A 13,094-nucleotide genomic window follows, 5' to 3' on the forward strand; every position below is an offset into this window, starting at 1 on the left:
GAAACTTTTGTACTACTTTTACAAAATACCCCAATATCCCGTTTTTCGTTCGTCAATAGCCTAACTAATCGTTGGGGCGCTGATGGGGGCGTTTCTTTTGCTTGTTGTATAGCCACTGATTTATGTTCTTAAAAATGGATCATCAGTTCAGTGACTAAAGCATTAGTGTCATGGTGCTGATCGTTTGCCCGTTTGTATCCCAGAATTAATACCTGCTTACCTAGATTCAATTGCACGGCCGGGATTACAGCGGCTAGATCATGACGACCCGAAAACCAGTCTACAATTAGACTGATGTGCCTAGACAGCGGCTGTTCAAGACCACCTATAAAACAGAATGGAGTATTGGCAACCAGTGGAGGGGAAGACTCTGCAATCCCATCCATTCCGGCTATAGAACCATAGCGAAACCCAAAGACGTGCGAGGAACCATAACTCAGTCCGGCTGTCAGTCGCGTACGGGATGGTGCCAGACGAGTACTCAAATGGGTGTATACCCATCCACCCAGGCGGTCACGGGCCACAGATGGCGTTTTACCAGTCGCCACATACACCATCTGCCCAATAGCCAGTTTACGTTCACTAAATAAACCTGGCTTATTGCCTAAAGGAATAATTGTTTTATAGCCTGCCCCTAGCGCTACATTTCGTGTCTCGGGCCAACCAACATTAACCAGAGACAGAGCCAATTCAGTACGTTCGCTAAAACCGTATGTAAAGAAATTAAAGCTATTCCACTTAAAGTATCCATCTTTCCCCCTTCCCCACTGGCTTTCGTGGGTATATTCTAGATGGCCTTTTTTGGCCACATCGGCACTTGGAATACCTACTAATAGTGACTGCGCGGTTGTTCGCCCTACCAATAATATCCCACAAATTAGTAACCCGACGCATCTTATCTGTACTTGCATCTTTGTTTCTACCTTTTATAACAATACCTTTTGATTCCCCATCTGTCCTTGATGGTACTGGACTAGTTCGGGTAAGAATATTTAACTCTACCAGCCTATCTTGGCTGTACTACGGTGATTCGATCCCGTTTGATAGAAAAAAATTAAGGTAGCACAGAGGACTACTACTGTTGTTTCCAATGCACATCTATAGCGCCTAATGACAATAGCGCTCTGTTTAATCCAGAACACCATCTGGGTTTGATTTTCGTAGGGTAGTTAGAGAAGCTGCTGAAAAATCCCTCTTCAATCCGTACCACTTTGCCAAAGCGGTAACCTATGGGTAATCCCAACCGGTTTTGATCAAACTCATTTTTGGCCATGTTGCGCCCGAGGCCAATCAATAATTCGTCGTAGGCAACAAGATAGACCTTACGGTCGGCTAGGTTAGGCTTACCTAACGTCATCTGTGCCTGTGCCACGTACCGTGTCCGGTACGTGTAGACTTTCTGAGTCGGTGTGTGGGTTTTCATATAAACTCAATCCGATTGAGTGCAATGTGGAGAAGCATTATCTAGTAGGTACAGTGTTTTGGGAAGGTTAGAAGGGTCGTTTTTATGAAGCAATCACCATGTTTAATCGTTTTGACAAAAGCATAGCCAAGCCGGAGCATTAGATTATAAACTACCGGATAATTGCACCTGTAATCAGGATTTTTTCAGTAGAGTTTTTTTCTACAGGACCAGATACAAGCCGCATAGGTCATTTACTTGCAAATGCTTTTCGAGCAAAAGTTCTAAAGGGGGTATTGCCTTCTTTCTCTGTAATTTGGCTACTCTAGCCAGTCAGCGCCCCAAAAGCTAGCTCCCTGATTACCAGTTTATTAGTTGGCAATCCTCGAAAAAGCCCCCCGTCGGACCATCATCGGGTAGCGTGGCTGCCCACATGACTCCCTCAATAGAGGCTGAGACTGTATGTGTTCCCGCGGCTTCCGCCCCAGAAATTGTAGTCATAAAACCAGGATTGACGGCATTGACTAGAATTCCATCTGGTTTTAATTCTCGGGCTAATTGAACGGTTAATCCATTTAGGGCTAATTTGGATAATCCATAGGACGTCATTAGTACTGGATTGGCAGAAAGCCCGAATCGAGCATCACTAAAAGAGCCAGCCCCACTCGATACGTTCACAATTCGGGCTGAGGGGCTTTGCCGAAGGAGTGGATAGAACGCTTTAATCATGCGCCAGGTACCGAACAAGTTCGTCTCCAGAGCTATCTGGGTGAGTGCAAAGTCGGTGTGAAGAGGAGAGATTCCATAATCAAAACCACTCCCGACAGCATTGATGAGAATATCGAGTCGTCCAAAATGTTCTCGTACCCAGTCGGCTAATCGATCAACACTTGTCTGATTAGTGGTATCGACGGATTTGCCAAATATAGGGTTTTTGTCGGGCGCTAGTTGACTAGCCAATTTATGGGCAATAGATTCATTACGTGCCGTTAATATGACGGTATGCTCTTGGGCCAGCAGGGCCTTGGCAAGCCCAAAACCAATTCCTTTTTGCTGCCCGGTTCCTGTGATCAGGACAATACGCTGATAATCTAATGACATATTCTAAAAGGGAAATTATTAATTTACATTTATGTAAAGCCCAAAGTTGGGTTGTATTTAAGGAAGAACGTAAGACTTCTGGTCCAGACAATGTGGATAGATCAGTGCGACTTTCATGACGATTAATACCGTAGATTTCTCCGATGAGAGTGCTCCTCATTCTGTTGGAGACCCTACTTTTTACAGATTACAATCATTTCAATACCCTAGCAGTTGTATGTCTGTCTAAGCGTCCCTGGATTTATTTATGCTGGCACCATTTATTTTCAATTTGATTGGATACGCAAGGTCTAAATGAACCCCTGGCCTACGATATATAAAATAAAGTATCTCCTCATTGTAATGAGCCAACACGCCCTTCGCTGGCTAAGGCAAATCAAACTTATGACCAAGTTGTTCCAGCCCCACTCGCAGTCCATTGCAGGGCACGTCTACTTTGCCGGAAAAAGGTCTCTAACAGATCCGTATCAAAATAATACTCCAGCATAATTGCTGCCAGCTTTGCTCCAAAAGCAGGAACTATAGCCATAGAATTAGCCTGCTTAGCGAGTAGGATAATAAAACTCCCGGCATAGAGGGATAAAGAATTTATTGTAAGCCCTGCCATTCGAATTCACGAGTTAAAATGTAGGGCTGACCCGTTTCCGGGTCTAGACAAGCCAGTTGAACCCACCCGTTGCCAAACAGTTTTTGTAAGATTGGCTGAGCCCGAATAATAGCGGTTAGTCGTGGACGGGGGGCATATACGACCGTCATCAGTCGTTGAGGTTCATGATAGGCCAGTTCGTCCGTCGCATAGACCGATTGCAGAGGGAAACCTGTCATTAGATCGCTGGCATTGCCCTGTATAATACCGATTTTACCGGTAATGTTCTGAGTGATTTTGCTACCTCCCCCGTAAGCGACATTATCCAGGGTAGAAAACAGATATTGGCTATTAATCCATTGAGCAACTACCATGGGGGCGGTCAGAATCATGCTTAGGACAGAGCCCTGTGCATCATTAGTGTAATCGTAGGAGTGCAAAAAACAACGGCCCCCTAAATCAAGCGATTGGGTAAGCACACGTGGAGCTACGATAAAGGCTGCATTACGGGCAAGCCCCCACTCCGGACGAACCTGGGCCCAGTCTACTGACCGTAGCCAGACTTGGTGCACCTGATTATCAGTCGATGATTTTGGCTGGAGTTGTTTAAATCGATGACTGGCGTTAATCTGCTTGGCTTTAGTCAAATTTTTGTTTAGCAATTGACGTATCTGAGCCGGAATATCACCAGACAAAGTAACTTCATCCGTGGTCGTATTGTGTTCGGCCGCAATGAACTGAGTTGCAGGAGGAATCCTGATGCCTTGTTGGCCAAGATACGTTCGAATTGCCCCATCATTTAGAATTCCTGTTAGGACTCGTGCGTTGCCCCCACCATGTCGCCCCCCACAGGCGCCACAATCAAGGGCGGAAGCATAGGCATTATTCTGGGTACTACTACCATGCCCACACAGGATAACCAGCGGAGCAAACTTCTCGGTAAGTCCCATGCTTCGTAAGGCACCTTCGGCGTAGCGACATTGGTCTGCCCAGGGAATAATTTCCCAGGATGAACTTACCGCCCTAGGCTTTGGAAGCCACTCATTAAACTGGTGCTGAAGCCGGGAAGCTGTTGCAGGCGCTAGACTACATAACCCCATCCAGCTTCCACTGACTAGTCCTAGGCTCTCAACTAGGGCAAAGGGAGTGGTAAAGGTATATTTTAGGGATTGGTAGAGTTGCTTGAGTTTAGAACGCCGTTTATAACCGCGAAGGAACTGCTCCTGTTGGTCTGAGTTACCGCAAGGTGTTTCGTAAACCGTATGATTTGGCGAAAGCAGAACCGGACAGGAAGCATATGACTCCCCCGTTATTGTATCAGTCAGTTGAATCGGCAAACCAAAGAAGCCAGCAAAGCCCAGCGTTTGATATGGCCCCGTTGCTTCGAGAGCCCGGCGAAAGGATTCCGAACGGATATCGATACAAAACACAAACTGAGCTTCCGCTGGAGGTGGTTCGGTTAGCGGTTGAGACGCGAGTTGCTCCAGCAATGGCAATCGAAATCTGCGCTCAGCCTGCTGTAATTGGTCCAAAATGTGAGGAGTAGAATGGTTTTTTTTCAATTCTTGTCGATGCCAGGCCAATAATGCTTTTGCTTCTGGCCAAAGCAAATGGGTTATAATTACCCGTAAGGTCAGATACTCTACCTGCGTTATTCGATGGGGATGGTTTGTATCCAGTCCGGCCCAGTCGGTTCGGTAGCGAATATAGGAAGCCCAGCCTGGAAGGGTAGTAAGCATCAGTGTTAGAAATAGTTCATGATCGCCAGGCGCAATGCCTAATTGATGGAGCGACTCCAGTAAAGCCTGAATAGCATTTTCAGGCAGCGAGGTAAGCCATTGCAGCTTTAGCGCATCCTGTCCATGTAAGTCATCATCATAAAGGGCCAGTTTTCGCCAGGCGGCAAACAGTCCCAGATGGCGAAGTGGCATGTGTAGAGTGGCCTGTCCATCATCAGCATAGACCGACATCCATTTGAGCGTTTGTTGGTTAATGGCCGCTATTGGCTCAGGTATAGTTGCCCGCTGGAAAAAGGTACTACCCAGAGAGAGAGCTTCTTCAATGGGTAATTCTTCAAACCCTTGAAGCGGATTGACAGCAACCAGGTTTTTTAGAGGCCAGTAAGGGGCTATTTTTTTGAAACTGGTCACCACCCGTTCCATTAATTGATCGGTAGCCAGAAAGTTTGTAGAGTCAACGATCGAATGGATGGGTTGGGCAACACTAGTGGTTTTCATGCGGATTGTTTATTTATAATGATAGTGGTTGTGGTGTGTGGTAATGATCTTCGGATGAGGTTGGCTCGCATTTAGGCCCCATAGGTAGCCTTTCGGTATCTAGGCAGGTATAGACCAAGGGCGTCGAACCAATAGCCTGTCTAAACAAGCCAGCGTAATTACTCCTAGACCAGCGATATGAACGCTCGTAAGAGCCCGAGGCTTTATCAACCTCAAAGGGACCAGAAACCCTGCGATGAGTTGCACACTGTTCCCGTAGACCAGACTTACGAAGGTTGTACTGATGAGGGCTATGGGCAGAGTACTTAGCAAGTTAGCCTGAAGCAGTGGCAGGGTGAACTGAGTACCTGCCAGAAAAGCTACTATAAGTAGTATAAGGGTCGTATAGCCTGATTTATGGACCATTAATCGAACCATTAGCCAATTGCTAATACCCCAACTTACTAGTAGCAGCAGATGATGATCCGCACTAACCATCAGCATGACGGAACCAATCAGGAAGCTAAGCTGGATAAAATAGATACGCCAGCACTTATTCCCGTTCAGATAACGGTAAGCAAAAGCGTCCAGCGCTATCATAAAGATGGATAAGCTATCTACATAAGAGAGCCCATCAAGAGAAAAAAAAATCATTTCAATATAATTTTATAAGCTATCCTTGATTTGACACTCAAAAGTATTAGATAATCTAATATTAGAAAAACTCGAAATTCTAATATTATTCATTAGAAATACTTATAGTATCACTACAATTTAGGGCAAACGCATCTAAAGGTGTTGAATGACTTGTAAAGGGTAATTCTCGTCACGAGCAGCTTTTTTTCGCTTACGGTTCATGCTCATCGGTGTAGGCTCCCGCCGTAAGGCCGATAAGGCCATCTTCCGTAAGAGGGCCAGATTCTGGGCGGCTAAGGGATGGCGGACCTGCGAGTCATCCTCACTAAAGATCACATCCAGTTGGACTTGCTACATTTGACTGGAGACTTTTTTTAGGCAGATTTGGGGGACTAACTGCTTCGGCAGTCCGATCCAATTTGAAGATGGTTAAACGACCGCAATGGCGGACCATGTATGTATGACGAAGCCTTCAAGGAAATGGCCCGCTCCGGCGTACCGGTCGAATTGTCTTACGCTAAGGGATCAATTCAAGAGGCCGCCCGCGAATTGGGGATTGATCCTGGCCGAATCCGCAAATGGAGGCAACGACATCAAAAAAATGATCAAATCCAGCCTGCTAATGCTACACTTTCTGACGAGCAGCAACAGATTAGAAGGTTACAGCGGGAGCTTAGAGAAGCTCAGATGGATCGGCCGGCCGAAGCCACGCGATATATTAAAGAAGGCAGTCAGCATCTTCTCCAGGACCGACGGCCGGGCCGCCGGGCGGAAGTATTCCGATTTATAAAGGAAAACGCTCATGTATTTTCCACGGTCCGCCGAAGCGGTTGAGAATCGGACCGCCGAAGCGGATGTGTAAAGTATTGAAAGTGAGCAGTAGTGGCTATTATTACTGGCGTAAGCATCCAATTGGCACCCGACAACGAAACCAGGAAGAACTAGTGAGTCATATCCGGCGCGTGCATACCCAGAGCCAAGGTCGCTACGGCAGTCCCGCGCCACGGTGGCCCGGATTGCGGATGAACTCCGTGAGCAGGGCGTGAAGGCCTCGCGCAACCGTATTGCCAGGCTCATGCGGAAAATAGGTATCCGTAGCATTGTCTACAAAAAAAAAGTATCGGGTGCAGACGACCGACTCGAATCATGATTATCCAGTAGCTAAAAATCTGCTAAACAGAGAGTTTACTACTGATAAGCCAGGGAAAATCGGAGCGCCGAAGCGATGGGTGTCTGACATCACGGCACGGGCCGCCCCGCTATATTGCCACAGCAGAAGGTTGGCTGTACCTGACCGGTACGCCGGAGCGGGCAATTTTGGATTTAGCGGATCGGAAAGTGATTGACTGGGCCTTGAGTGACAGTTTAAAAGCAACTGATACGAGTGTAGCGGCTTGGCGTATGGCTCTTACAAACAGGGCCATAGACGGTAAACTTATCTTTCATCGCTCCAATTTCTATGGATTAAGCAAGGGCTAGCGTATAATTTTTGTCCGCATCGGCGGTCCGAATATTTTTTACCTCGCCGAACTACTGCACAAACTCGGTGAATGAGCCGCATCGGCCTTTAGCCGAACAGAAAACCTTTTGGAAGTCTTCGTTGCATAAACAGGTGAGTAAAACTTGTCAAACGGCCTTAAGAGGTATCCATGCTGATCTTGAATCGGTTGAAAAACAGATACATGTTCTAATTACAGAAGATAACCGCTTAAAGGAATTGTTTGACTGGGTTACGTCGATCCCTGGTATCGGCCATGCTACTGAACTGTTAGTTGCTACGGAGGAGTTTAATGCGATCAACGAGGCTAAAAAGCTAGCGGCTTCGGTCGTCCGATTGTCACGCTGGAGTAGCTCCGTTTGAATACCGATCAGGCAGTAGTGTGCGAGGACGAACTAGCGTTAGCCACCACGCTCGTAAGCGTTTAAAATCATTATTTCATCTAGCCGCCATGTCTGCTATCCAAGTGAAAGGTGAGTTGCGAGATTATTACCAGCGGAAACTAGCTGAAGCGGTTCCCCGCCGGGACAAGAACAAAATTCGGACCGCCGATGCGGCTGGTGCTCAATGCTGTTCGTAACAATCGGACGGCCGAAGCCGCTTATCCATCGTGTCTGTTCGGTGGTGCAACGTCAGCAGGAATATGATAAAATGTATGTGCCAACGCTTGCATAGACCATGGAAATCGGAGCGGTATATTGAAGGTTGGTACAACGGCACAGGCCGCCCTGCGCCGACGGAAACATTCGGTACTGGGCTACCGCACCCCCTGTGAACAGGAATCATATTTTTTCACTTCCTCAATGGCAGCTTAGAAAAAATCTCCACTATACTGTTGCAAGTCCAATTTTTACTTTTACAATTACCAGCGTAAGCATCAGTCGTTAGGCTACCAGACGCCTGCCCAGTGGTACGTCAAAGCAACAAAGGGAAAAGAAAAAGTACAATTTAAGACCTGGCTTTCTCAAGCTTAAATTAGCACAAAAACTGTCCAACTAATTGGGAGCACCATAGAGAACAGAGAGTCGGATGTGCGGGGTAGTCAGGGTAAGTGACTCCACCAGTGGGGTTTTCGAGGAATCCCATGAGCAAGCTCACCGGGATTACAAATAGCCAAATCGGGTGGTTGGTCGGATTGAATGACACCAGGAATGAAAGGACGATCTTCCCACAGAGGGGCTACTGATAGCTACGAAAGTTAGGCACTCCCGCTTTACTTTCATGCGTTCCTGGGGGTTTGTTCGTGTGCGGACACGATGGTGGTTGGGCTGCCTCGCTCTCCCTCGGGACGTGCTCCCTGTCGACGGGAAGCTGCCCTACTCAGTCGGATTTTGCAATAGCCCTATTATCTCCACCACTTCACAAATTCCTGTACTGCGACTGCCTTCCCTAAAATAACCGACTGTTCCAATTTTAATTCGAGAACGATGATACGCTCTATTTTTCGCATTTAAAATCCACATCCGGGCAACGCCCTCCTTTAATACTTCTCCTTCCTCAATTAGATTACCCTGCTCATCTTCAAACTCAGGATAAATCATAAATAGCCAATTAATTTCATGGTCGGCACTCTCATAACAGAAATCGGAACGAATGCCTTGATGGGGCAGGGTGTAACGTCCTCCTTCTTCTTGACTGTAAAAACGATATTTGACTTTGAAGTCTTCCTGATGGCCGAAAAGCTGTTGATATGGTTTACGCATGAAGAAATGATCTTGTCAACCGCAACGTGCTCTACAAACTTAACTCACTTAACTGGGCGTTTCTCGTGTCGGCGCTACGTACCAAATACGCTTTTTTGATTACCCCAGCCGGGGCGTTTCTCGTGTCAACCGAAACTGCCGAACGAGCCAAAACCGTTTTGTCACGGGACATGCGGCCTGTCGCACGCAACCCGCCGAACACGCTTTTTTTATCACTGTTAGGAACACCCAACGACCCATATCTTCGCTTTTCAGGAATTACCCTTAAAAATATGCAATTTTGAATAAAGCCATTGGTGAGTAGAAAAAGCCTGAACCCAACGAAAATGCGTCCTGACTAGAACGACATTGGCTCATTGGTTTTGCCCTGCTCACCACCCTTTCCAGTAGCCTGAACAGTGAGATGGTCCTAAAAATCCGGACACGAAACTTTTTTAACTTCGTGTCAAATGGCCAAACATTCAACCGCCACGGCGGACCGTTCCCAAACGAAAGTACACCGCTGAATTCAAAGCCGATGTGCTGCGCCTGGTTGCCAACGGCGAACCCATCCTTGCCGTAGCTCGTAAAATGGGCATCAGCGATAGCATCATCCATGCCTAGCGGGCGGCTGAAAAAAAGAACAAAGGGGGAAAAGAACAATCATCCGCTTTGGAAGATGAAGTGGAGTCGCTCAAACGACAACTCCGTCAAACCGAAATGGAGCGAGAGATTTTAAAAAAAGCTGTCGCCATTTTCAGCCGACAGACCTGAGATTGATTTACCAATTCATCCAGCAGGAAGAGCCCAACTTTCCAATAAGATTGTTGTGTAACACGTTGGAAGTCAGCAAAAGTAGTTACTATGCTTACCGATCCGGCCAAACCTTTCAAGTCTCCCAGAACGATCAACAGATGACAACTCACATTCAGGAAATTTTCTGGGAAAACCGTCGACGATATGGTAGTCGTCGAGTGCAGAAAGCGCTGCTTGAAGAGGGGATAGCATTGGGGCGTCATCGAATCAGACGGCTTATGGAACAACACAATTGGCAAGCGATTCAGCCCCGCAGTTTTGTTCCCCGCACTACCGATTCAAGTCACGGCTTGCGTCCCTGCCCCAATTTATTGCTGGAACTGGGCATACCTGTTCGGCCTGATCAGGCTTGGGTGGGGGATATAACATACCTACCGCTTACTGGTGGAGATTGGGTATATTTAGCGAGTTGGTTAGACTTGTTCTCGCGCCGGATTGTCGGTTGGTGTGTCGATTTAACGATGGAAGAGAGCTTGATTATTAGGGCCTTCGATCAAGCTACTGCCTTACGGCGGCCCAAATCGGGCTTAATTGTGCATTCGGACCAAGGTGGCCAGTATTTCGGTAAAGTTTTTCAGAAACGGCTCGACAAATGGGCTTGCCGCCAGAGCATGGCCGAGAAAGATAACCCTTATCAGAATGCTCATGCGGAATCCTTGTGGAGCCGTCTGAAAGCTGAATTGTTAGAAGATGGTTGCTTTGATAATCTTCAAGACGCTCACGATGAGCTATTTAATTATATTGAAGGGTATTATAACCTCCGACGTTTGCATTCGGCCTTAGGCTATCAATCACCGATTAATTTTGAGAAGCAGTATTACCAAGCTAATTTCACTCAAACTCTAAATGACAAAGTGTCCGGCTAAACCGGCCCACCTCACAGTACCTAAGAACGTGGTTGTACTACGATTCAGCATCATGTGCAAAGTCGGGAAAGTTAATGGCAAAACCAACCCCTGATCTCTTAAAAATTATTCCAATGGAAACCGTTTTTACTCCCCTCAAGTATGGTGTCGGTATCGACATGGGCAAAGAAAAGTTTGCCGCCTGCCTTAGTGCTATTGATACGACCGGACGCATCAAAATCAAAGCCACTCATAGTTTCGCTAATTCTCCTAAAGGCCATGCTGATTTCGACCGCTGGTGTACGCATCATGGCAAACACCCGCATGTGCCAACCCACTACCTCATGGAAGCGACTGGAGTATATTACGAGCACTTAGCGTTGGCGTTGCACCAAAAAGGAGCGCATGTATGCGTGATACTGCCTCAGAAAGCCAAGTACTATGTTAAAGCACTAGGTATCAAAACTAAAACCGATGGAGTAGATGCTCAGGCCCTGGCGACGATGGTCTGTCAGCAACGGCTGGAGGTTTGGCGTCCCATCAGTCAAGCTATGTATGAGTTGCGGCAACTAACCCGTCAGCAGGCTGACTTACAGGTTTTTAAGACGAAGGTGAGTAATCACCTTATGAGCTTGGAACAGGGAATCTATCAGGCGAAAGAAGTGAAGAGGCAAATGGCTAAGTTGCTAGCCGAGATTGAGAAACAGATCGATGAGTGCGAAAAACTGATTGCCAAAGCCATTGCTCAGAACGCGGAGTGGAAGCGTAAGGTCGAGCAAATATGCGCCATCAAAGGGGTAGGCCTACTGACGGTGGCTCACCTGATCACCGAGACGAACGAATTTGCTTTGTTTGAGAATCAACGGCAGTTAGTCAGTTATGCGGGCTACGACGTAGTAGAAAACCAGAGCGGCAAACGAGTGGGCAAAACACGGATTAGTAAGCGGGGTAATGCCCGGATTCGACGCGGGTTACACATGGCTTCGCTGATGGTTGTTCGCTACGAGCAACGACCGTTTGTGGGGTTATACGAGCGGGTCTTTGAGCGCACCAAAGTGAAGATGAAAGGCTATGTGGCGGTGCAACGAAAATTGCTCACCCTCATCTATGCATTGTGGAAAAAGGACGAGAAATATGACGGTAATTTTGTGAGTGCAGGGCAAAAAAAAGTAGCCCCAACCAAGGGGGCTACGCTGCATCGACCGCAAGCGGACGTGCTTGAAGGGGTAAATATAGGCGAGTTAGTCGAATCTTGAAAAAATTATAGCGTTTTTCTTGGATATAAAGACAGTACCAATGAGGGTTGATGGATGAGAACGCTACTCAAGACAACAAGCAGAACGCCAACCTTTACACCCTCATTGGGTTGGGCTGCAAAGCGTACCTCGGGACCTGCTCCCTGTCACACGGCAGCTACCCCGCGCGGAGCGGACAATAATGCACTTTCCGCAAACAGAAGTTGAACTTAGCTACATTGTCTAATCGAAGCCGTTTAGCCCCGCTTTTGGCAATGCCTTGTTATGTGCAGCTTTATTGTCCAATAGGATACATCATTCTTTTACGGTCCAGCTTTTCGATAGCTTCCTCTAAACTTTTAGAGCCTGTCTTAATGAGTATTTGATTTTCGTAATCATCGCTCAATTCCGTAACAACTCCGTTTCTTTTCGCTGAAAGTAAATACCTCAAACCGTCTTTTTCCTGTTGTCCAGCTTGAGCAAGAATTGATGCTATGGAAAAGTCTGCGAGTAATCCACCAGTTAATGATTGATTAATATTGCTTCTAATTGATGTGTAAAGCACTCTCTCTACATTCATAAAGTCTTCTAATACTTTAACAACAACTCTATTTGCTCCGGGATTATTCGGTTCTACATAGTTTTCAGCCCGGTCGGTCTTGTGTAATTCACGTCTCCACAATATAGACTTTGCCTCGTCAATATTTGTCTCAGGTCTCAGTATGATAATTTTTGCTTTTACTTTTCGTCCACCAATCTTAACAGGAATTAACGTTGGTGCGTTACTTCTTGTCGAACTTGTTCTTGCAAATTCAATACTAAATGGCGTTTCACAATCAAGTCGAGCTACTTCAATTTCTGAAATCTCTTGCCCTGGATTATCTATTAAAGACCCGAATGCCAAAATTCCTGTTGTATATTTCTTACCTTCCGTCATTCTGAAAATTTGTAGTATACGTCTCCTAAAGTTGTACATAACTCGCCGATTGCCCCACTTTCAATACAAAATACGCACTTCGCTTTTTGTATTGAAAGTGGGGCATTTCTAGTGTCAAACATAGCCGCCTAGCGAGCCAA

14 protein-coding genes are annotated in these 13,094 nt (G+C 46.6%); 6 read left to right on the forward strand and 8 right to left on the reverse strand.

All coding sequences use genetic code 11. The features are described 5' to 3' along the window. Positions 1 to 128: 128 nt before the first annotated feature. The 5 genes from WBJ53_RS19575 to WBJ53_RS19595 all read right to left on the reverse strand — a co-directional run bounded on the left by WBJ53_RS19575 (position 129) and on the right by WBJ53_RS19595 (position 5,326). Positions 129 to 911 carry a hypothetical protein gene (locus WBJ53_RS19575; RefSeq protein ID WP_338869221.1) on the reverse strand — a complete coding sequence of 261 codons (783 nt, stop codon included), beginning with the start codon at positions 909 to 911 and terminating at the stop codon, positions 129 to 131. Positions 912 to 1,075: 164 nt separating this feature from the next. Then, positions 1,076 to 1,423 (reverse strand): DUF2490 domain-containing protein, encoded by a 348-nt coding sequence (locus WBJ53_RS19580; protein WP_338869223.1) that lies wholly within the window; start codon positions 1,421 to 1,423, stop codon positions 1,076 to 1,078. A gap of 339 nt (positions 1,424 to 1,762) precedes the next feature. Beyond that, on the reverse strand, positions 1,763 to 2,503 hold the full coding sequence (locus tag WBJ53_RS19585) for an SDR family NAD(P)-dependent oxidoreductase (RefSeq protein ID WP_338869225.1): 741 nt from the start codon (positions 2,501 to 2,503) through the stop codon (positions 1,763 to 1,765). Positions 2,504 to 2,885: 382 nt separating this feature from the next. Then, positions 2,886 to 3,110: a hypothetical protein gene (locus WBJ53_RS19590; protein WP_338869227.1), complete on the reverse strand. Its 225-nt coding sequence runs from the start codon at positions 3,108 to 3,110 to the stop codon at positions 2,886 to 2,888. Further along, entirely contained in the window at positions 3,092 to 5,326 is a 2,235-nt protein-coding gene (locus WBJ53_RS19595) for a putative inorganic carbon transporter subunit DabA (RefSeq protein WP_338869229.1), read from the reverse strand. Before WBJ53_RS19595 ends, WBJ53_RS19590 begins: the two co-directional genes overlap by 19 nt. Positions 5,327 to 5,782: 456 nt before the next feature. Here WBJ53_RS19595 and WBJ53_RS19600 point away from each other — a divergent pair, with 456 nt between their 5' ends. The 4 genes from WBJ53_RS19600 (at position 5,783) to WBJ53_RS19615 (ending at position 8,019) form a co-directional block, all read left to right on the forward strand. Next, positions 5,783 to 5,917 (forward strand): hypothetical protein, encoded by a 135-nt coding sequence (locus WBJ53_RS19600; RefSeq protein ID WP_338869231.1) that lies wholly within the window; start codon positions 5,783 to 5,785, stop codon positions 5,915 to 5,917. Positions 5,918 to 6,397: 480 nt separating this feature from the next. Then, positions 6,398 to 6,775 (forward strand): transposase, encoded by a 378-nt coding sequence (locus WBJ53_RS19605; RefSeq protein WP_338869233.1) that lies wholly within the window; start codon positions 6,398 to 6,400, stop codon positions 6,773 to 6,775. 172 nt (positions 6,776 to 6,947) lie between these two features. Then, positions 6,948 to 7,091, forward strand: coding sequence for an IS3 family transposase (locus WBJ53_RS19610; RefSeq protein WP_338869235.1), 144 nt, complete (start codon positions 6,948 to 6,950; stop codon positions 7,089 to 7,091). A 799-nt stretch (positions 7,092 to 7,890) separates the two neighbouring features. Then, on the forward strand, positions 7,891 to 8,019 hold the full coding sequence (locus WBJ53_RS19615; RefSeq protein ID WP_338869237.1) for a hypothetical protein: 129 nt from the start codon (positions 7,891 to 7,893) through the stop codon (positions 8,017 to 8,019). A gap of 736 nt (positions 8,020 to 8,755) precedes the next feature. On the opposite strand, the gene WBJ53_RS19620 is transcribed toward WBJ53_RS19615, so the two are convergent. Then, positions 8,756 to 9,142 carry a hypothetical protein gene (locus tag WBJ53_RS19620; RefSeq protein WP_338869239.1) on the reverse strand — a complete coding sequence of 129 codons (387 nt, stop codon included), beginning with the start codon at positions 9,140 to 9,142 and terminating at the stop codon, positions 8,756 to 8,758. Between the two features lie 264 nt (positions 9,143 to 9,406). Further along, positions 9,407 to 9,739: a hypothetical protein gene (locus WBJ53_RS19625; protein WP_338869241.1), complete on the reverse strand. Its 333-nt coding sequence runs from the start codon at positions 9,737 to 9,739 to the stop codon at positions 9,407 to 9,409. A 158-nt stretch (positions 9,740 to 9,897) separates the two neighbouring features. On the opposite strand from WBJ53_RS19625, the gene WBJ53_RS19630 reads away from it, so the two are divergent. Both WBJ53_RS19630 and WBJ53_RS19635 read left to right on the forward strand, forming a co-directional pair. Beyond that, complete coding sequence (locus tag WBJ53_RS19630) at positions 9,898 to 10,803, forward strand: IS3 family transposase (protein ID WP_338869243.1); 906 nt, start codon at positions 9,898 to 9,900, stop codon at positions 10,801 to 10,803. Between the two features lie 113 nt (positions 10,804 to 10,916). After that, positions 10,917 to 12,038, forward strand: coding sequence for an IS110 family transposase (locus WBJ53_RS19635; protein ID WP_338869245.1), 1,122 nt, complete (start codon positions 10,917 to 10,919; stop codon positions 12,036 to 12,038). A 274-nt stretch (positions 12,039 to 12,312) separates the two neighbouring features. Here the strand turns inward: WBJ53_RS19635 and WBJ53_RS19640 are convergent, their stop codons facing one another. After that, a complete protein-coding gene (locus tag WBJ53_RS19640) occupies positions 12,313 to 12,954 on the reverse strand; it encodes a hypothetical protein (RefSeq protein WP_338869247.1) in 642 nt (213 codons plus the stop codon). Positions 12,955 to 13,094 lie beyond the last annotated feature (140 nt).

The sequence above is a fragment of the Spirosoma sp. SC4-14 genome (genome assembly GCF_037201965.1).
Lineage (GTDB): Bacteria > Bacteroidota > Bacteroidia > Cytophagales > Spirosomataceae > Spirosoma.

Coding starts and splice junctions, on each gene's coding strand:
- WBJ53_RS19575 (WP_338869221.1), bottom strand. CDS start 911: ATGCAAGTACAGATAAGATGCGTCGGGTTACTAATTTGTGGGATATTA.
- WBJ53_RS19580 (WP_338869223.1), bottom strand. CDS start 1,423: ATGAAAACCCACACACCGACTCAGAAAGTCTACACGTACCGGACACGG.
- WBJ53_RS19585 (WP_338869225.1), bottom strand. CDS start 2,503: ATGTCATTAGATTATCAGCGTATTGTCCTGATCACAGGAACCGGGCAG.
- WBJ53_RS19590 (WP_338869227.1), bottom strand. CDS start 3,110: ATGGCAGGGCTTACAATAAATTCTTTATCCCTCTATGCCGGGAGTTTT.
- WBJ53_RS19595 (WP_338869229.1), bottom strand. CDS start 5,326: ATGAAAACCACTAGTGTTGCCCAACCCATCCATTCGATCGTTGACTCT.
- WBJ53_RS19600 (WP_338869231.1), top strand. CDS start 5,783: ATGATGATCCGCACTAACCATCAGCATGACGGAACCAATCAGGAAGCT.
- WBJ53_RS19605 (WP_338869233.1), top strand. CDS start 6,398: ATGTATGACGAAGCCTTCAAGGAAATGGCCCGCTCCGGCGTACCGGTC.
- WBJ53_RS19615 (WP_338869237.1), top strand. CDS start 7,891: ATGTCTGCTATCCAAGTGAAAGGTGAGTTGCGAGATTATTACCAGCGG.
- WBJ53_RS19620 (WP_338869239.1), bottom strand. CDS start 9,142: ATGCGTAAACCATATCAACAGCTTTTCGGCCATCAGGAAGACTTCAAA.
- WBJ53_RS19625 (WP_338869241.1), bottom strand. CDS start 9,739: ATGGATGATGCTATCGCTGATGCCCATTTTACGAGCTACGGCAAGGAT.
- WBJ53_RS19635 (WP_338869245.1), top strand. CDS start 10,917: ATGGAAACCGTTTTTACTCCCCTCAAGTATGGTGTCGGTATCGACATG.
- WBJ53_RS19640 (WP_338869247.1), bottom strand. CDS start 12,954: ATGACGGAAGGTAAGAAATATACAACAGGAATTTTGGCATTCGGGTCT.